Origin of the sequence: Serratia sp. CY81684 (genome assembly GCF_052166595.1) — a bacterium.
Taxonomy (GTDB): Bacteria; Pseudomonadota; Gammaproteobacteria; order Enterobacterales; family Enterobacteriaceae; genus Serratia; species Serratia nematodiphila.
Genome location: NZ_JBJNOO010000005.1, coordinates 268381 through 286886 on the forward strand (window position 1 = coordinate 268381; position 18506 = coordinate 286886).

Here is an 18506-nt window from a genome sequence, read left to right on the forward strand (position 1 = left end):
CATCGGACAATCACGAACAATGACACCATATAATTCATTGTTAATTAGTGTATTACTGGACAACTTCGGACATTACAGGAAGAGGGAATGGTGCCGATAATAGAGATCGATCTCCTCCACGCCCAAGCGCCTCAGGCTCCCCTCGACGGAGCGCCGGATATACTCGGGCCGGCTGCTGACGCCGCGCGCCGAAGGATCCGCCGGATCGCGCAGGATGCCGAACTTGGTGGCCAGGAACACCTGTTGCCGCTTGCCCCTGATCGCCTCCCCCACCAGCTCTTCGTTGGTGTGCGGCCCGTACATGTCGGCGGTGTCGAGCAGCGTGACGCCCAACTCCAGCGCCCGGTGCAGCGTGGCGATGGCTTCCTGCCGATCGGCGCCGGTGGAATAGAAGTCGCTCATGCCCATGCACCCCAGCCCCAGGGCGGAGACGACGGGACCGTTGGAACCGAGTTTACGTTGTTGCATTGTGCTGCCCTCATGCGGTGAATGGATAACGCAGCAAAGTCTGGTTGTTTACGCGACAAAGATAAATAATGCAGATTGCACATCACTGTTCAAAAATCACCAACAATCCGGAGTGGACATGGATCAGGTTCAAGCCATGCGCATTTTTACCCGCATCGTCGAACTGGGCAGTTTCAGCCGGGCGGCCGAACGCCTGCAGCTGCCGCGCGCCACGGTCAGCAACGCGCTGAAACGGCTGGAACAGCGGCTGGGCGTGCGCCTGCTGATCCGCACCACCCGCCAGGTGCAGGTGACCAGCGAAGGCAGCCTCTATTACCAGCGCTGCGTACAGCTGCTGGGGGCGCTGGAAGAGGCGGACACGTTGTTCAGCCAGCATAAGCTGCAGCCGTCCGGCAAGGTGCGCATCGATATGCCCCATTCGCTGGCGCGCGAGGTGGTGATTCCGGCGCTGGACGACTTTTATCGGCGGTATCCCGACATCACGCTGGCGCTGGGCGCCAACGACACCCACGTCGATCTGTTGCGCGAAGGCGTGGACTGCGTGCTGCGCGCCTGGGAAACCGAAGACGATGGCCTGGCGGCGCGGCGCATCGCCCAGCTGCCGCAGGTCACCTGCGCCTCCCCCGCTTATCTGCAGGCCCACGGTACGCCACTTGACATCGATAGCCTGGAGCCGCATCGCGCGGTGGGGTATTTTTCACTGGCCAGCAACCGCGATTACCCGCTGGAATTCTGCCGCGGCGGCAAGCTGGAACTGCGCGAACTGCCCGCCCGGCTCAGCGTCAGCGGCGCCGACGCCTACATCGCCGGCGCGCGCGCCGGCATGGGATTGATTCAGGCGGCACGCTATTCGCTGGCGCCCTGGCTGAAACAGGGAGAGCTGGTGGAGGTGTTGGCGGACACGCCGCCTCCGCCAATGCCGATTTACATCATGTATCCGCCCGGCCGTTTCCTGGCGCCGCGGGTCAGGGTGTTGATTGATTGGCTGATTTGGCTGTTTGACCAGCAGAAAAGCGGCGATATGGCTGTTTTTCCAGCAAACGCCCGCAAAGCGGGGAAATAACTGTTGACGTGCCCGCCAAAATCTCTAGAATTCGCCTCCGTGGTAACGTTACTCCGGTAATGTTTCTGGTACGCGAAGGTGGCGGAATTGGTAGACGCGCTAGCTTCAGGTGTTAGTGTCCTTACGGACGTGAGGGTTCAAGTCCCTCTCTTCGCACCAAATAACCACATGATTTATATTGCACTCAGCATCGATGCGAAGGTGGCGGAATTGGTAGACGCGCTAGCTTCAGGTGTTAGTGTTCTTACGGACGTGAGGGTTCAAGTCCCTCTCTTCGCACCAAGCTGGCGACGTAATATAAATCAAAGCAACAACATCGACTGTGCGAAGGTGGCGGAATTGGTAGACGCGCTAGCTTCAGGTGTTAGTGTCCTTACGGACGTGAGGGTTCAAGTCCCTCTCTTCGCACCAATTGATGATCTCTCCGGTAGTTCCTTCGAAAAAATCCCAACGCATTGATGATAAACACGCTTAAGCGTGGTTTTGCCGTTTCCGGCGTTTCACCCGAAGCTAAAGTTCAGGCTGACAGCCGCCAGGCCGCCCGCCAGCGCCATGCAGGAAGGCAGCAGCAGATAGTGGCGCAGCCGGCTATTGAACAGCATCACCAGCGTGGCCAACATCGCTATCACGATCAGGGTGCGCAACTGCAGCATATCCAGGTTGATCAAGGCCAGAAGCGGCATCAACGCACAAGGTAGCAAAACGCCCCAGGCGCTGGCCAGGCGATCCCCGAGGCACCAACTGACGCCCCACAGCCCGCACGCGGCAATCATGGCAGTGAGCATGACACCCCTCCTTAAGTGATAATGATAACCAATATCATATAACACTTTTTTGGCCGCTGCATCATTTTCACTGCGCTGACCAAACTCAGATGACACCAGCAGGAAAAAATGATAATTTGACATAAGAAAATTCCTAGTCCTGTTTGCATGATAATAATCACAATCCTCAACCATGCAATTCAAGTGGATATTCGCGCCAAAGGAATGCTTCTCAACCTTAATTATTCGACAGAACGACTTTGCAAAGAGTGACCTCCGTATGAACGCCCGTTCTTATCAGGAATTACTGAACAGCAAGCAGCGCCTGGCATTATTTCTTTTTCTGATAATGAATGCCGCCTCTTCCGTATTTACATTATTGTTCCCTTTTAGGGATACGCCCGCATTTACCCTACCTTTATTATGTATACCGCTATTTTGTCTGGTAGCGGCGCTATTTTCCCTGCAAACACCACGTAAATATTTGTGCAAACTCAACCTGTTCGCCAGCGTACTCGGCCTGCTCTGGGCCGCACATATTTACGTTAAAAGTCAATATTGCCTACCGAATAACCAAGATTTTTTATTAATTAGTTTGTTTAGCATCTTTTTTATCAGCGCTATTTCTCTGACGGATAACTTTACCGCCTTTTGTTTACACGCCGTACCTTCCGCAATGATGATCCTGGCTTTAGACGGCATGCATAATACCCTGCGGATATTATTCACCACGCTATTACCTATTATCGCTTTCTCCATTCATCACCTGATGTTGAAACGCAGTGAAATCTTTACCCACGCGCTGGTGGCCAACCTGTATAACGAGCGGGACAAATTCAATAATTTGAGCATGCTCGATCCCCTGACCGGCCTTTATAACCGACGTGGGCTGGAGAATAAGATCACTATGCTGCTGGAACCGCAAACCGGCCACCATTACGTGCTATTGCTGGATATCGACCACTTCAAGGTCTACAACGACAGCTACGGCCACGCCATGGGCGATCGGGCTTTGGTGCAGGTGGCGGTCGCCATCCGCGATGCGGTGCGTTCGCGCGATATCGTGGTGCGTTACGGCGGGGAAGAGTTTTTGGTGCTGCTGACCAACGTGCACGAAGGCTACGCGGCGCAGTTGGCCGAGCGGGTGCGCCAACGCGTGGCGGAACTGAACATCCCGCACGGCGCCAGCCCGCAGCACAGCGGCACGCTGACGCTTAGCGCCGGCATCTCCGCGCTGGAAAAACTGGACATCGAATCGGCGATAGGCGCAGCCGACGCCGCGCTCTATCTGGCGAAACACAGCGGCCGCAACAATATCCAGCTGGCGCAAAACGTCCAGCCCGTCGTCATTCACCCTTAAGCCGCCGCCGAAACGGCGCGGCGGCCGCCAGTAAAACTTAAGCAGAGGTGGAACGCAGCCCGTTCAACAACAGGTTCAAACTGGCCAAGGCCTGCTCCAGCGCCACGTCTTTTTCCGGCTGATGGGCGACCCACAGCGCAGCATCCATCAGGCCGCCATTGATTAAATGCGCCAGCGCTTCCGGTTCGGCGGTAGCGATACGCCGCTGCGCCATCAACGCCTGTAAGGCCCCCGTCATCCAGGTGATGCAACCCAGCTTGCTGGCCTGCAGATAGTCGGCTCCCAGCACCGAGGGCGAATCGCGTAACAGAATGCGCTGCGATTGCGGCTCCGTCATCATGATCAGATAACCGCGGCAACGCCCCGCGAAGGCGTCCCAGTCATCTGGCGTGCTCGCGGTAATGTCGGCCAGCCGCGCATCCATTTCGGCGTCGATTTCCTGCACGACGGCCAAAAACAATCCCTTCTTGTCGCCAAAATGGTGATAGAGCGCACCGCGCGTCATACCGGCTTGCGCAGTAAGCTCATCCATCACCGTCTCGGCATACCCCACGCCGCCGAACTGCTGACGGGCGGCCGCCACCAGCTTACGCCGGGTTTCTTCAATCATTTCTGTGCGCGCTTTACGTGCCATGGATTCACTCCCGTCTCGCCATTGATGACGTTATAATTGACATTCGCCATGTATGTCAATTAACGTAACATACGTGGCGTATGTCAATGATGGGCATTGCGCGAATACCGAGCCGCCAACATTCAGGAGCCCTATTCATGGCTAATCCTTATTTCACACTGTTCAGCGCACCGGGCAGCAAGGCGTTTTCCTCTGCCGGGTTGATCGCGCGCCTGCCGATCTCAATGACCGGTATCGGCATCATCACCATGCTTTCGCAGGTACGCGGCTCCTATTGGCTGGCGGGTGCGGTGGCGGCGACATTCGCCTTTTCCATGGCGCTGCTCGCGCCGCAAATCGCACGCGCGGCGGACCGCTACGGCCAAAGTCGCGTGCTGCCCTACGCCACCGGGGTCAGTGCACTCGCCCTGTTGCTGCTGCTGATCTGCACCCACTATCGGGCGCCGGACTGGACGCTGTTCGTCTTCGCCGCGCTCGCGGGCGGCATGCCCAGCATCTCCGCGATGGTCAGAGCCCGCTGGAGCGAAATCTATCGCGGCACGCCGCAGCTGCACACGGCGTATTCATTCGAGTCCGTACTGGATGAGGTCGCCTTTATCGTCGGCCCGCCGATCGCCGTGGGGCTCAGCGTTGCGCTCTTCCCTGAAGCCGGCCCTCTGGCGGCCGCGCTGCTTCTGGTGGCGGGCGTTTCGGCATTCGCCTGGCAAAAAAGCACTCAGCCCCCGATTTATCCCCGCAATAACCAGCGGCAGCGCGCCATCCTGGCCATGCCGTCGATGCAGATCCTGGTGCTGGCGCTGATCGCGCTGGGCACCATCGTCGGCACCGTGGACGTCATCAGCGTGGCCTTCGCCGAGCAGCAGGGGCAGCCGGCCTCTGCCAGCATCGTGCTGTCGGTTTACGCAGGCGGCTCCTGCCTCTCCGGGCTGATTTTCGGCGCAATAAAGCTGCCGTCCCCATTGCCTCGGCAGTTCTTATACGCCGCCTTCGCCACCGCACTCACCACGCTGCCGCTGCTGTGGGTGCACAATGTCTTAACGCTGGCGGCGGCGATGTTTGTCGCCGGACTGTTTTTCGCCCCGACCATGATCGTCGCCATGGGGTTAGTTGAACGCCTCGTGCCGCCTTCACGCTTGACGGAAGGATTGACCTGGATGGTGACCGGCCTGGGGGTTGGCGTGGCGCTCGGCGCCGCCTTGGCGGGGCTGGCGATCGATGCGGTGGGGATCAAGGCCGGCTTTGGCGTCACGCTCACGGCCGGCCTGGTCGTACTGCTGGTGGCGGCCGGCGGCTATCGCTTAATGCGGCGAACGCTGGCCGTGCAAGCGGCATGAACCGCTCGCGCTAGGCGCTTTCCCAAATCGCCTTGCCCTGCCAGCGCCGTTCGATCGCCGCGAGGAACAGCTTCACCTTTGGGGAGAGGTGGCGCCGGCTGGGATAGACGGCGCAGATCGGCGGCCCCGGGCGACAATAGCGCTCCAGCACCGGCACCAGCGTGCCGGCCGCAATCTGCTCGCCGACCAGAAACGCTCCTACCTGACACAGACCGGCCCCGGCGACGGCCGCATCACGCAATGCCTCAACGTTGTTGAAACGCATCCGGCCGCGCACCGGCTGTTCGTGCAGTTGACCGTTAACCCGATAGCGCCACGGCGCCGGCAGCCCCTGATGGCTGAAGACCAGCGTCTCATGATCGCCCAACGCTTCCGGTTTCGCAGGCGTACCGTGCCGCGCCAGATAGTTCGGCGCCGCGCAGGTGATCAGGCGATGCGGCGCGAGCACCCGTCGCACCAGTCGGCTGTCGTCGCTGCCGCCGACGCGGATCGCCACGTCGATGCCGTCGCGCACCAAATCGCTGTAATCGTCGGAGAAGCTGACGTCGGCGTCCACCTCCGGCCACTGCGCCAAAAACTCCCGCAAAATCGGCAAAATGTGCAATCGCCCCAGCGAGACCGGCACATCCAGCCGCAGCCGCCCGCGCGGGGTTTGCCGCCGCGTATTGAGCGCCGTTTCCGCCTCTTCGGCCTGCGACAGGATACGCTGCGCATACTCGTAAAACACCGCGCCGTCTTCGGTCAGGCTGACGCTGCGCGTGGTGCGCTGCAGCAGCCGGGTCGCCAATCGCGCCTCCAATCGGGTCACGCATTTGCCCGCCGCCGAACGGGAGATGCCCAGCCTCTCGGCCGCCAGCGTGAAGCTGCAGGCGTCGGCGACGCGAATGAACACCAGTAGGTCGGTCAGGTTATCCAACGGCATAGACGGCAAATTAGCCACGATTTGTCCCCAATGTTGCGCATTCAGGCCAGTTTATCAGCCATTTTTGCGCGGATACACTGAGATTCGTCATCTGTTGGGAGAGTCATTATGAGTGCCTTACACGCCGACGGCGGCGCAAAAGCGTGGCTGGCGACCTTCGCGGTCAGCCTGTCCACCTTTACCGTCGTCACCGCAGAAATGCTGCCCGTCGGGCTGCTGACCCCGATCGTCAGCACCCTGAACGCATCGATCGGCCGCGCCGGGCTGCTGATTTCCCTGCCGGCTCTGTTCGCCGCGCTGTTCGCCCCGCTGGTGGTGCTGGGCGCCCGGCGCACGGACCGCCGCAACCTGCTGTCGGGCTTTCTGCTGTTGCTGATCGCCGCTAACCTGCTGGCCGCCGCCGCCACCTCCCTGGCGCTGCTGTTCGCCGCGCGCATCCTGCTGGGTTTTTGCATCGGCGGTATCTGGGCCATCGCCGGCGGGCTGGCGGAACGCCTGGTGCCGCCGGTCTCCGTCGGATTGGCGCTGTCCGTCATCTTCGGCGGCGTAGCGGCGGCCTCGGTGTTCGGCGTGCCGCTCGGGGTATTCCTCGGCGAAGCGCTGGGCTGGCGCATGGCGTTTCTGGCGGTCGCCGTTCTGGCGGCGCTGACCCTGCTGCTGCTGGTGTGCGTGCTGCCGCCGCTGCCGGTCACGCAGGCGATAAGCTGGAGGTCGTTCACCGCGCAGCGCGCGAATCGCCGGCTGCTGACCGGGCTGCTGCTGACGTTTTTGCTGGTCGCCGGTCACTTTATGGCTTACACCTTTGTCCGTCCGCTGCTGCAGACGGTCTCCGGTATCGAGAGCCGCTGGGTGGGGCCGCTGCTGTTCGCCTACGGCATCGCCGGCCTCGTCGGGAATTTTATCGCCGGCCAGGCCGCCGCCAAACGACTGTGCCGCACCCTGGCGCTGATCGCCCTCGGGCTGGCGCTCGCCGTCCTGCTGCTGCCGCTGCTGGGCCAAACGCCGCTGAGCGGCGGCGCCTTCCTGCTGCTGTGGGGCATCGCCTACGGTGGCGTTTCCGTTGCGCTGATGGCGTGGATGCTCAAGGCGGCTCCCGATGCGACCGAGGTCGCCTCTTCACTGTATATCGCGCTGTTTAACCTGGCGATTTCCTGCGGTTCACTGGTGGGCGGGCTGGTGGTGGATGCCGGCGGCCTGACGATAAACGGCGCGCTGGCCGGCCTGGTGCTGCTGCTGGCGTTGGCCATCCTGATGGGAACCCGGCGGCGGATGCCAAAAGCGGCGGCGAAGGCCGATTCGCCGCCGGGTTGAATCAGCCGCGGCGCTGCCGCAGGCCGTAAACCAGCACCACCGCGAAGCACAGCAGCGGCAGCAGATAAGAGAGCGCGGTGCTGTAACGGTCGGCCAGCGCCCCCATAAAGTACGGCATGATGGCGCCGCCGACGATCGCCATGATCATAAACGAGCTGGCGCGCTTGGTGTGCTTGCCCAGATTTTTCACCCCCAGGGCGAAAATGGTCGGGAACATGATCGACATAAAGAAGAACACCGCGATCAGCGCCACTACCGACACGCCGTCGACGCTCAGCATCACCACGCCGCACAGCGCGATGTTGATCAGCGCATAGACCGCCAGCAGCGTCGCCGGTTTGACCCGCCCCATCAGCCAGGTGCTGAAGAAGCGCCCGACCATAAAGCAGATCATGGCGATCGACAGCAGGTAAGAGGCGTTCTGGTTAGACACCTCGCGCCAGTGCTCGGTGGCGTAGTTGATGAAGAACGCTCCCACGCCCACCTGCGCCGCCACGTAGAAGAACTGTGTGATAACCCCGCCGACGAAATGCGGATGCTGCCACAATCCCTGCGCTATCACGCCGTGCACCGGTTTTTCCTCTTCGCGGATCGCCGGCAGCCGGGTGCGGCTGAACAACAGCGCGATCAGCAGCACCAGCGCGGCGATCGCCACATAGGTCATCTTCACCGCGCTCTGATCGCCGTCGCCGGCGGACTGGCTGGCGGAGAAGAACAGCGTGCCGCCGATCAGCGGGCCGATAAACTGCCCGAGGCCGTTGAACGACTGCGCCAGGTTGAGCCGCCGTTCGGCGCCCTGCGCGTCGCCCAGCACCGTGGCGTAAGGGTTGGCCGCCGTTTCCAGGCACCCCAGGCCGCTGGCGATAACGAACAACGCAAACAGGAACACGCCGAAGCTGTTGGCCGACGCCGCCGGCACGAACAGCAGCGCCCCCAGCGCGTACAGGCACAGCCCGACCAGAATGCCCGCCTTATACCCCTTGCGATCCATAAAGTACCCGGCGGGCAGCGCCACCAGGAAATAGGCGCCGAAGTAGGCCGCCTGCAGCAGCCCCGACTGCGCCTTGGTGACGTGCAACGTCTCCTGAAAATGTTTGTTTAATACGTCCAGCAGGCCGTAGGACAGCCCCCACATGAAGAACAGGCTGGTGACCAGGATAAAGGCCCAGCGCAGATTGGCGGTCACGGGGACGCCCGGCTGCGCGGAGGCCGCACTTTTTTCAGCAAGCATGGTGATACCCTCGTATCGTCTGGCGATGATGATGTTGGCGTTATTGCTGTTGCAGAGAGAAAATCCGCGCCATTTCCACCCATTTTTCGCCCTGCGGCGTCCAGGGGGTGGCGACCTGGTAGTGCCACATCAGCGCTTCCCATCGCTGTACTTCGGGGTTGTTCAGGCTGGCGGCGTCAAAGCGCGCGGCGTCGAAATCGGCGCTGACCTCCACGATCATGAACAGCCGGGTGCCCAACCGGTAAATCTCCATGTCCAGAATGCCGTGCTCGCGCAAATGCGCGGCGATGCCCGGCCAAATGCGCTGATGATGCTGCTGGTACTCCGCAATCAGCGCCGGTGAGTCAATCAGATCGAGCGCCTGGCAGAAACGGCGCCGCCCTGCCGCCGCGCCGCTCACGTCAGCGCCCGATCGAGATGCAGGTAGCCGCCGTCCACCGACAGCCACTGCCCGGTGGTGTGCGATGACCGCGACGACAGCAGAAACGCCACGGTGTCGGCGATTTCCTGCGGCGTGGTCATGCGCTGTCCGAGCGGAATGCGCGCGGTGATTTTCTCCATCTGCCGCTGCGGCTCGGCGAAGGTGTTGAGCCAGCGCTGGTACTGCGGGGTGATCACCTCCGCCGGCACCACCGCGTTCACCCGCACCCCGTCATGGCGCAGCGATACCGCCCATTCGCGCGTCAGCGCCAGCACCGCGCCCTTGGCGGCGGTGTAGCCGCTGGTGCCGCCCTGGCCGCTGAGCGCGGTCTTGGAGGCGATGTTGACGATGGCGCCCCGGCTCTCCCGCAGCGCCGCCTGGCACAGGTGCGCCATCAGGTAGTAGTGCACCAGGTTCTTTTCCAGCGAACCGACGAACGCTTCACGCCCCGCCTCCAGCCCGACGCCATCATTGACCCCGGCGTTATTCACCAGCCCGTCGATGCGGCCGAAGGTCGCCAGCGTCTGGCTAACCGCCCGGCGGCAGGCCGCCTCATCGCACAATTCGGTGAGGATCACCCCGGTGCGCGGCTGCAGCCGCTGCAAATCGGCCAGCAGCGCCGCCTCCGGCGCGGCGTTAGTGACCAGCACCGGGATCGCCCCTTCCTCGGCCAGCACATGAGAAATCGCCGCGCCAATGCCGGAACCGCCGCCGGTAACCAACACCACCTTATCTTGCAGATACAGATCCATAACCAGACTCCGTTAAACCGTAAATTCGCCAGGCGGTACCGCCCCAAATCGCCGCCTGTTCGGCGGCCCCCAGCGTCGACAGCGCCTGTTCGCACAGTTGCACCACCTGGCGGTAGTCGCCGGCCAACAGGCACACCGGCCAGTCGGAGCCGAACATCAGCCGCTGCGGGCCGAAAGCCTCCAGCGCGGCGTCGAAGAACGGCAGCAGCTCCTCCGCCCGCCACCGGCCGCCCGGCGCCTCGGTGATCAGCCCCGAGAGCTTGCAGGCCACGTGCGGCACCGCCGCCAGCGGCCGGATTTGCTGCGCCCAGTGCCGCGCGCCGCGGGCGATGTCCGGCTTGCCGAGGTGATCCAGCACCAGCCAGTGCTCGTCATGGCGGGCGACGAACGCCGCCGCGGCCGCCAGATGCCGATGCGTCACCAGGATCTCGTACACATACCCGGCGCGCTGCAGCGTTTGCATGCCGCGTTCCACCTCCGGCCGCGCCAACCAGGCCGCCGGATCCGCTTCGTCCTGCACCTGATGGCGCACCCCGCGCAGCGCGCGATAAGGCCGCAAAGTTTCCAGACGCTGCGCCAGCTGTGGCGAAGCGATATCCAGCCACCCCACCACGCCGCATACGCCCTCGCTCTGCTCAGCCAGCGCCAGCAAGGCCAGCGTCTCTTCCTCGCTGGGGCGCGCCTGCACCGCCAGCGCGCTGTCGAAACCGTGTTCCTGCAACAGCGGCCGCAGCCGGGGCGGATCGAAATCCTGCCGCAGCACGCGCATCCGCTCGTCGATCCACGGGTAATGCTGCGGGTGGTAGCGCCAGTAGTGCTGGTGAGCGTCGATGCGCGGCATGCGATCCTCCCGCTTCACCCGCGGAACCGATACTGCTCGATCGACGACGGGTGCATCTCGATCGAGTAACCGGGCCGGCTCGGCGGCATGTAGGCCGCGCCGTTGATCACGCAGGGATCGACAAAGTGTTCATGCAAATGATCGACGTACTCGATCACCCGGCCCTCGTGGGTGCCGGCAATGCACAGGAAGTCGATCATCGACAGGTGCTGCACGTATTCGCACAGCCCGACGCCGCCGGCGTGCGGGCAGACCGGCAGCTGGTATTTGGCCGCCATCAGCATCACCGCCAGCACTTCGTTGACGCCGCCGAGGCGACAGGCGTCGATCTGCACCACATCCACCGCGCCGCGCATGATGAACTGTTTGAACATGATGCGGTTCTGGCACATCTCGCCGGTAGCCACCTTGACCGGCGCCACCCCTTCGCGGATGCGGCGATGCCCTTCCACGTCGTCCGGGCTGGTCGGCTCTTCGATAAACCAGGGTTTGGCGAACGCCAGATGTTTCACCCACGGAATGGCTTCATCGACTTCCCACACCTGGTTGGCGTCGATCATCAGCCGGCGATCCGGGCCGATCACCTCGCGGGCGATGCGCACCCGGCGAATGTCGTCTTCCAGATCGCGCCCAACCTTCAGCTTCAGGTAGGAGAAACCGGCGTCGACCGCCTCCTGGCACAGGCGGCGCAGCTTGTCGTCCGGATAACCCAACCACCCTGCCGAAGTGGTGTAGCAGGGATACCCTTCCTGCAGCAGTCGTTCCAGGCGGCGTTCTTTGCCCTCGGCTCGCTGCTTGAGCAGCGCCAGCGCTTCCTGCGGCGTGATGCAGTCGGTGATGTAACGGAAGTCGATGCAGCGCACCAGCTCCTCCGGCGTCATCTCCGCCACCAGCCGCCACACCGGTTTGCCGACCGATTTGGCCCACAGATCCCACACCGCGTTGACCACCGCGCCGGTCGCCAGGTGAATAGCGCCTTTGTCCGGCCCGATCCAGCGCAGCTGGCTGTCGCTGGTGAAGCGCCGCCAGAAGGCGCCCATGTCAGCGGCGATATCCTCCAGCCGCTCGCCGACGATCTGATGCTCCAGCGCGCGGATCGCCGCGCAGCAGATCTCGTTGCCGCGCCCGATGGTGAACGTCAGCCCGTGGCCGCTGAGATCCGCGCGATCGGTCTCCAGGATCACGTAGGCGGCGGAATAGTCGGGATCCGGATTCATGGCGTCGGATCCGTCCAGCCCCAGCGACGTGGGGAAACGAATGTCTTCAACCCGCAGTGCGGTAATGGTGGTCATGGCGGCGCTCCCGGTTAAGCCTGTACGGTTTGCTGGCGCTGTTCGCCCAGCCCTTCGATGCCCAGACGCATCGTCTGGCCCGCCCGCAGGTAGATGGGCTGCGGTTTCTGCCCCATGCCGACGCCCGGCGGCGTGCCGGTGGAGATCACATCGCCCGGCTGCAGGCTCATGAAGCGGCTGAGGTAGCTGACGATCTGTGGAATGCGGAAGATCATGGTGCTGGTGTTGCCGTCCTGATAGCGCTTGCCGTCCACCTCCAGCCACAGGTTCAGGCTGTGCGGATCGGCGATCTCGTCGGCGGTCACCAGCCAGGGCCCGATCGGCCCGAAGGTGTCGCAGCCTTTGCCCTTGTCCCAGGTGCCGCCGCGCTCAATTTGATATTCGCGTTCTGAGACGTCGTTGATCACGCAATAACCGGCGACGTGGCGCATCGCGTCCGCTTCGCTGATGTAGCGCCCGCCCAGGCCGATCACCACGCCCAGCTCCACTTCCCAGTCGGTTTTCTGCGAGCCGCGCGGGATCTCCACCCGGTCGTAGGGGCCGACCACCGCGCTGGTCCATTTGCTGAACACCACCGGTTCTTCAGGAATGGCCGCGCCGGTTTCCGCCGCATGATCGGCGTAATTCAGGCCAATGCAGATGAACTTGCCGATGCCGCCGACGCAGGCGCCGAGGCGCGGCTGCCCCTCGACCAGCGGCAGCGCGGCGCTGTCCAGCGCGCGCAGTTTGGCGAGCGACGCCGGCGATAACGCGGCACCGCCCACGTCGGCGATATGCTGCGACAGATCGCGCAGGCGACCTTGCGCATCCAACATGCCGGGGCGCTCTTGCCCGGGTTCCCCATAACGTAAAAGTTTCATGCGTTCCTCTCTCAAAAATGGCGGCTCAGTTGCTCCAGCCGCCGTCGATGATCTGCACCGTGCCGGTGGTGTACGAACTGGCGTCGGAGGCCAGATACAGCGCCAACTGGGCGATCTCCTCGGTGGTGCCGATGCGCCCGATCGGCTGGCGGGCGACGAACGCCTGATACACCTCTTGCTCGCTGCGCCCCTGTTCGCGCGCCTGCTCATTGATGCGCTGGCGCAGCGACGGCGATTCCACCGTGCCGGGGCAAATGGCGTTGCAGCGGATGCCCTGGGTGACGTAATCCGCCGCCACCGAGCGCGTCAGGCCGATCACCGCCGCCTTGCTGGCGCCGTAGGCGAAGCGGTTCGGCACCCCTTTCACGCTCGAGGCCACCGAGGACATGTTGATGATCGAGCCTTTGCCGCGCGCCAACATGCCCGGCAGGAAGGCGCGGATCATGCGGAACATCGCGGTCACGTTGAGATCGAGCGCGAACGCCCACTGATCTTCGCTGCAATCGAGGATCGATCCGCTGTGCACCACGCCGGCGCAGTTGAACAGAACATCGATCGGACCGATCGCTTCCGCCGCCGCCGCGATGGCGGCCGGATCGGTGACGTTCAACGTCAGCGCGCGGATCCCGGCGCAGCCCTGCAGGCGCTCGAGGTTGATGTCGCTGGCGATCACCTCGGCACCGGCGGCGGCGAACAGCCTGGCGGTGGTAAAACCGATCCCTTGCCCGGCGGCGGTGATCAGTACGCGTTTCCCGGTTAAATCCATCTTGACTCCTCGGCCTAAAGGTCTAATGGTCAGGCCAATAAGGGCAATTAAAGGTCAGGCCTCTAACATGACAAAAGACGCTTTACGCGTTATCGTTGGGGGAAGAAGTTAATAAAACAGCCTTGAAACCACATTTCAATTAACCATTTTTTTACACTTGAATAACGATTACTCAAGCGCCTTGTCGCATAATTGTGCGCCAAATCACTGAACGCCGAATCGTCAAAGGTCAAAAATGCCGATTACCCGACTGGAAAACCCAAGGATTTACAGACAGATAGCCGACCAGCTCAAACGTCTTATCGAGAATAACGAATTTCCGCCTGGCAGCCGCCTGCCCTCGGAGCGCGATCTTGCCCAGCAGTTGCAGGTCAGCCGCGCGTCGGTACGCGAGGCGCTGATCGCATTGGAAGTGATCGGCCTGGTGGACGTCAAAGTGGGCAACGGGGTGATCGTGCGTTCGCCAACGCCGCCGGCGGCGTCGCAGGAATCGGTGATGGCCCAGGCCGGCCGCAACCAGTGGGCGGAGATCGACGACGAACTGAATATCGAGCTGGATTTCAACGCCGAGCTGCCGCCGTTTTCACTGCTGCAAACCCGCCTGCTGATTGAACCGGAGACCGCCGCGCTGGCCGCGCGCCACGCCACCGACGAGGAGCTGGCGGGCATCCGCGCTGCCTATGAGCAGAACTGCCGCGATAACCGCGCCGGCTCCGCCACCCACCCCGGCGATCGGCTGTTCCACATCCGCATCGCCCAGGCCAGCGGCAACCCGGCTTACGCGTTCATCATCGGCCATCTGCTCGGCCACCGCTACGGCAGCATGTTCCGCGTGCTGCAGCGCCACTATACGCCGGACGACATGCCGCACCGCTCCGAGCTGGAACACCGGGCGATCCTGGCGGCGATCGAAGCGCGCGACGTGCGCGGCGCCCGCAAAGCGATGAAGGCGCACCTGGATGAAGTGATCGCCATTTTCGCCCGCGCGCAGTAAGCCGCCGGCGGTTAAAAAATTTTATCGCCACCGCCCTTTTTTCTACATGCAGCGGGGGGGCGGGCGCATTACACTGGGCGATGGATTACGCCCTTTCCCGCTGCATTGTTAAATGGATAACGACCGTTGAAGAACTCTGTCTCCGCTTTATTGCTGGCGCTAGGCCTGTGCGCCGCGCCGCTGGCCGTGCAGGCCGCGCCCCCGCAGCTGGCTTCGCAAATCGTCGACCAGTATGCCGAACATATTTTCTACAACAGCGGCGCCACCGGCATGGCGCTGGTGGTGATCGACGGCAATCAGGTGGTTAACCGCAGCTTCGGCGACACCAAGCCCGGCAACAACCTGCGCCCGCGCCCGGATTCGCTGATCCGCATCGCCTCGATCACCAAGCTGATGACCAGCGAAGTGATGGTGAAAATGGCGGCGGCAGGCCAGGTCAAGCTGACCGACCCGCTGCGCAAGTACGCTCCCAAGGGCGCCTATGTGCCGTCTTACAACGCCGGCCAGCCGATCACCTTATTGAACCTGGCGACCCACACCAGCGCGCTGCCGCGCGAGCAGCCGGGCAAAAAGCCGCCGAAAACGCCGGTGTTCACCTGGCCGACCAAGGCTCAGCGCTGGCAATGGCTGGCGCATGCCAACGTCACGGTGCCGCCGGGCGTGCGCGCCGCGTATTCCAACCTGGCGTACGATCTGCTGGCCGATGCGCTGTCGCGAGCCGCGGGCAAGCCTTACAGCGCGCTGCTGAAAGAGAAAATCACCGCGCCGCTCGGCATGGTCGACACCACGTTGACGCCGAGCCCTGAACAGTGCTCGCGTCTGATGGTGGCGGCGGCCGGCCCGAGTGCCTGTCGCGACACCACCGCCGCAGCCGGCAGCGGCGGCGTCTACTCCACCCCGCGCGACATGCAGCGCTGGATGCAGCAGTTCCTCTCCTCCAGCGCCAGCGGCCCGCGCAAAGCCACCGCCGCCAGCGAGCAAACCATGTACTTCCAGCGCCACGATCTGGTGTCGCTGAAGGGCATGGACGTGCCGGGGCACGCGGATGCATTGGGATTGGGCTGGGTGTATATGGCGCCGAAGGACGGGCTGCCGGGCATCATTCAGAAGACCGGCGGCGGCGGCGGATTCATTACCTACATGGCGATGATCCCGGCGAAAAACGTCGGGGTGTTCGTGGTGGTGACCCGCTCGGAGCTGAGCAAGTTCACCAACATGAGCGATCCGGTCAACCGCCTGGTGAGCGATCTGGCGGCCAACAAGAGTTGAGATGAGGGGCGCCGCCAACTGCGCCGCCAACTGCGCCCCCACGCCTCAGGCCGGCACCGCCATCTGGTGGATCACTGAATGGAAGTTGCGCTTGAAATAGATTAGGCCGTTGCCGGCTTCGCTCAGCGCGATCTGTTTGATCTGCACCAGGTACATCTGGTGGGTGCCGATGCTCTGGATCTGCTCGATCTCCCCTTCCAGGCTGGCCAGGGTATTGCGCAGCACCGGCTGCCCCAGCGCGCCGAGCTGCCACTCTTCCAGCCGGAAACGATCTTCCATGCTGACGCCGGTCATGCCGGCGAAGTGGCGCGCCATCAGTTCCTGTTCGTGGTTGAGCACGTTGACGCACAGCCTGCGGTTTTCCTGAAACACCGGGTTCATCGCGCTGTTGCGGTTGATGCACACCAGCAGCGTCGGCGGCGTATCGGTCACCGAGCACACCGCCGTGGCGGTGATGCCGCAGCGCCCCGCCGGGCCATCGGTGGTGACGATATTCACCGCCGCCGACAGGCTGGCCATGGCGTCGCGAAAGCGCAGCCGCTGTTCATTTTCCTGAGACATACAACCTCCTCCTGAATTACTTCAGCAGATTATCCAACTGATTAATATCGTCATTGTTCCGCAGGTGCGGCACCTTCCAGCCTTGCTGATCGTAATCGGCCAGGCACTTGTCGACCATCTGCATCATGCGATCCATGTTGCCGGATCCCTGCGCATGGCGCAGGCACTGCAGGCGGATCTCATCCTGGCTGCCGGCGTAGTTGATCTCATACAGCTCGTGGCGCCCGCCGAACTCGCTGCCGATCGCATCCCACATCAGTTTGAGGATCTTGATGCGCTCGACGTGATCCATACCGTCCGATCCGCGCACGTAGCGCGCCAGGTACTTGTCGATCTCCGGGTTGTTCATGTCGCGCACGCTGGACGGCAGGTAGATCAGGCCGCTGGTGACGTTCTTCTCGATGATGTGTTTCACCTTGGTGTAGGCCATCGGCGCCATCACGCGGTAGGTTTGCAGCGCGGCGGAATCCGGCAGGTAGGCGCCGTTTTCCCATTGAGTGGCTTCGGCGCACATCGCGTCGCTCAGCGACCAGAACAGGTTGCGCCAGGCCACCACTTCGCCCAGATCGGCCTGCACGCCGCGGAACTCCAGCACGCCGGTGCACGAGAGGCTCTTTTGCAGCAGCGCGGTGATGAAATCCATCTTCACCGCCAGGCGCACGCAGGCCTGCAGCGGGAACAGCCGGGCGAAACCGCCCTGGGTGCTCCAGCGGCGACAGCGGTCGAAATCGCGGTAGATCAGCACGTTTTCCCACGGGATCAACACATGATCCATGATCAGGATCGCATCGTTCTCGTCGAAGCGGCTGGTCAGCGGGTAGTCGAACGGCGATCCGGTGGCGCCGGCCACCAGCTCGTAGGAGGCGCGCGAAATCAGCTTCACCCCTTCGGCGTCCATCGGCGCCACGAACATCAGCGCGAAGTCCGGGTTATCGCCCATCACCTGCGCCGAACCGAAGCCGATGAAGTTGTAGTGGGTCAACGCCGAGTTGGTGGCCACCACTTTGGCGCCGCTGACGATGATGCCGGCGTCGGTCTCTTTCTCCACCTGAATGTAGACGTCCTTCACCTCGTTGACCGGCTTATGACGATCGATCGGCGGGTTGACGATAGCGTGGTTGAAATAGAGCCCGGTTTCCTGAATGCGTTTGTACCAGTGGCGCGCGTTATCGGCGAACTGGCCGTAGAACTCCGGATAAGCGCCCAGCGCGCAGCCGAAGGCCGCCTTGTAGTCCGGCGTGCGCCCCATCCAGCCATAGCTTTGGCGCGACCAGTCGGCGATGGCGTCGCGCTGCTGACGCATCTCTTCCGGGCTGCGGGCATAGCGGAAGAATTTGTGGGTGTAGCCGCCGTTGCCGGTGTCGGTATTCCAGCACAGGCGATCCTGGCTGGCCGGATCGTGCAGCGCGTCGTACAGCTGGCCGACAGACGCCGCCGCGTTGCGGAACGCCGGATGGGTGGTGACGTCTTTCACACGCTCGCCGTAAATGTAGATTTCGCGGCTGTCCTGCAAACTTTTCAGGTATTCGGCGCCGGTGAACGGGCGTTTGCTGTCGGCACGAAAGTCTTCTGGTTTCATCGGGTCTTCCTCGTCATCGGCATTTTTCAGGCCGTGGAGTCGGCCATTTGTTAAAATAATGTTTTCTTTTGGTTGCTTAATTGA

Annotated in this window: 18 protein-coding genes, 3 tRNA genes and 1 pseudogene; 9 read left to right on the forward strand and 13 right to left on the reverse strand. The window is 62.6% G+C overall.

Annotation, left to right across the window (positions count from 1 at the left end; translation table 11 throughout):
- Positions 1–90: 90 nt before the first annotated feature.
- Positions 91–468: pseudogene (locus ACJ8QF_RS19265) on the reverse strand (aldo/keto reductase); the annotation flags it as partial.
- 118 nt (positions 469–586) lie between these two features.
- Between ACJ8QF_RS19265 and ACJ8QF_RS19270 the strand changes: the two are divergent.
- From ACJ8QF_RS19270 to ACJ8QF_RS19285, 4 genes are all read left to right on the forward strand, one after another.
- The gene (locus tag ACJ8QF_RS19270; protein ID WP_015376553.1) at positions 587–1531 is read left to right on the forward strand and encodes a LysR family transcriptional regulator; all 945 of its coding nucleotides are present in this window, start codon (positions 587–589) and stop codon (positions 1529–1531) included.
- Positions 1532–1603: 72 nt separating this feature from the next.
- A tRNA-Leu gene (locus tag ACJ8QF_RS19275) sits at positions 1604–1690 on the forward strand.
- 36 nt (positions 1691–1726) lie between these two features.
- Positions 1727–1813, forward strand: a tRNA-Leu gene (locus ACJ8QF_RS19280).
- Between the two features lie 42 nt (positions 1814–1855).
- A tRNA-Leu gene (locus ACJ8QF_RS19285) sits at positions 1856–1942 on the forward strand.
- 89 nt (positions 1943–2031) lie between these two features.
- On the opposite strand, the gene ACJ8QF_RS19290 is transcribed toward ACJ8QF_RS19285, so the two are convergent.
- A complete protein-coding gene (locus tag ACJ8QF_RS19290; protein ID WP_004933115.1) occupies positions 2032–2316 on the reverse strand; it encodes a DUF1435 domain-containing protein in 285 nt (94 codons plus the stop codon).
- 259 nt (positions 2317–2575) lie between these two features.
- Here ACJ8QF_RS19290 and ACJ8QF_RS19295 point away from each other — a divergent pair, with 259 nt between their 5' ends.
- On the forward strand, positions 2576–3655 hold the full coding sequence (locus ACJ8QF_RS19295; RefSeq protein WP_033645665.1) for a GGDEF domain-containing protein: 1080 nt from the start codon (positions 2576–2578) through the stop codon (positions 3653–3655).
- Positions 3656–3692: 37 nt separating this feature from the next.
- Here the strand turns inward: ACJ8QF_RS19295 and ACJ8QF_RS19300 are convergent, their stop codons facing one another.
- Positions 3693–4289 (reverse strand): TetR/AcrR family transcriptional regulator, encoded by a 597-nt coding sequence (locus ACJ8QF_RS19300; protein ID WP_004933120.1) that lies wholly within the window; start codon positions 4287–4289, stop codon positions 3693–3695.
- Positions 4290–4426: 137 nt separating this feature from the next.
- Here ACJ8QF_RS19300 and ACJ8QF_RS19305 point away from each other — a divergent pair, with 137 nt between their 5' ends.
- On the forward strand, positions 4427–5623 hold the full coding sequence (locus ACJ8QF_RS19305; RefSeq protein WP_280630951.1) for an MFS transporter: 1197 nt from the start codon (positions 4427–4429) through the stop codon (positions 5621–5623).
- A 10-nt stretch (positions 5624–5633) separates the two neighbouring features.
- On the opposite strand, the gene ACJ8QF_RS19310 is transcribed toward ACJ8QF_RS19305, so the two are convergent.
- Positions 5634–6545, reverse strand: coding sequence for a LysR family transcriptional regulator (locus tag ACJ8QF_RS19310; RefSeq protein WP_280631669.1), 912 nt, complete (start codon positions 6543–6545; stop codon positions 5634–5636).
- A gap of 108 nt (positions 6546–6653) precedes the next feature.
- Between ACJ8QF_RS19310 and ACJ8QF_RS19315 the strand changes: the two genes are divergently transcribed.
- Complete coding sequence (locus ACJ8QF_RS19315) at positions 6654–7856, forward strand: MFS transporter (RefSeq protein ID WP_442537763.1); 1203 nt, start codon at positions 6654–6656, stop codon at positions 7854–7856.
- Position 7857: 1 nt separating this feature from the next.
- Here the strand turns inward: ACJ8QF_RS19315 and fucP are convergent, their stop codons facing one another.
- The 7 genes from fucP to ACJ8QF_RS19350 are packed head-to-tail and all read right to left on the reverse strand — an operon-like array spanning position 7858 to position 14019.
- Entirely contained in the window at positions 7858–9087 is a 1230-nt protein-coding gene (gene fucP / locus ACJ8QF_RS19320; protein WP_442537764.1) for an L-fucose:H+ symporter permease, read from the reverse strand.
- Positions 9088–9127: 40 nt separating this feature from the next.
- The gene (locus ACJ8QF_RS19325; protein WP_004933135.1) at positions 9128–9487 is read right to left on the reverse strand and encodes an L-rhamnose mutarotase; all 360 of its coding nucleotides are present in this window, start codon (positions 9485–9487) and stop codon (positions 9128–9130) included.
- Complete coding sequence (locus tag ACJ8QF_RS19330) at positions 9484–10260, reverse strand: SDR family oxidoreductase (protein WP_044029740.1); 777 nt, start codon at positions 10258–10260, stop codon at positions 9484–9486. Before ACJ8QF_RS19330 ends, ACJ8QF_RS19325 begins: the two co-directional genes overlap by 4 nt.
- Positions 10238–11101, reverse strand: a complete 864-nt coding sequence (locus tag ACJ8QF_RS19335) for an amidohydrolase family protein (protein ID WP_442537765.1) — start codon at positions 11099–11101, stop codon at positions 10238–10240. The genes ACJ8QF_RS19330 and ACJ8QF_RS19335 overlap by 23 nt, the downstream gene beginning before the upstream one ends.
- 14 nt (positions 11102–11115) lie before the next feature.
- Positions 11116–12393, reverse strand: coding sequence for an L-fuconate dehydratase (locus ACJ8QF_RS19340; RefSeq protein ID WP_082997232.1), 1278 nt, complete (start codon positions 12391–12393; stop codon positions 11116–11118).
- Positions 12394–12407: 14 nt separating this feature from the next.
- A complete protein-coding gene (locus ACJ8QF_RS19345) occupies positions 12408–13253 on the reverse strand; it encodes a fumarylacetoacetate hydrolase family protein (RefSeq protein ID WP_442537766.1) in 846 nt (281 codons plus the stop codon).
- 25 nt (positions 13254–13278) lie between these two features.
- Positions 13279–14019 (reverse strand): SDR family oxidoreductase, encoded by a 741-nt coding sequence (locus ACJ8QF_RS19350; RefSeq protein WP_021505398.1) that lies wholly within the window; start codon positions 14017–14019, stop codon positions 13279–13281.
- Between the two features lie 235 nt (positions 14020–14254).
- On the opposite strand from ACJ8QF_RS19350, the gene ACJ8QF_RS19355 reads away from it, so the two are divergent.
- Together ACJ8QF_RS19355 and ampH are read left to right on the forward strand one after the other, a co-directional pair.
- Complete coding sequence (locus ACJ8QF_RS19355; RefSeq protein ID WP_131165188.1) at positions 14255–15013, forward strand: FadR/GntR family transcriptional regulator; 759 nt, start codon at positions 14255–14257, stop codon at positions 15011–15013.
- 126 nt (positions 15014–15139) lie between these two features.
- A complete protein-coding gene (gene ampH, locus ACJ8QF_RS19360; protein ID WP_442537767.1) occupies positions 15140–16282 on the forward strand; it encodes a D-alanyl-D-alanine-carboxypeptidase/endopeptidase AmpH in 1143 nt (380 codons plus the stop codon).
- 45 nt (positions 16283–16327) lie between these two features.
- Here ampH and hpaC read toward each other — a convergent pair whose 3' ends face one another.
- A complete protein-coding gene (gene hpaC, locus ACJ8QF_RS19365; protein WP_004933156.1) occupies positions 16328–16843 on the reverse strand; it encodes a 4-hydroxyphenylacetate 3-monooxygenase, reductase component in 516 nt (171 codons plus the stop codon).
- Between the two features lie 16 nt (positions 16844–16859).
- Complete coding sequence (gene hpaB / locus ACJ8QF_RS19370) at positions 16860–18422, reverse strand: 4-hydroxyphenylacetate 3-monooxygenase, oxygenase component (protein ID WP_442537768.1); 1563 nt, start codon at positions 18420–18422, stop codon at positions 16860–16862.
- Between the last annotated feature and the right edge of the window lie 84 nt (positions 18423–18506).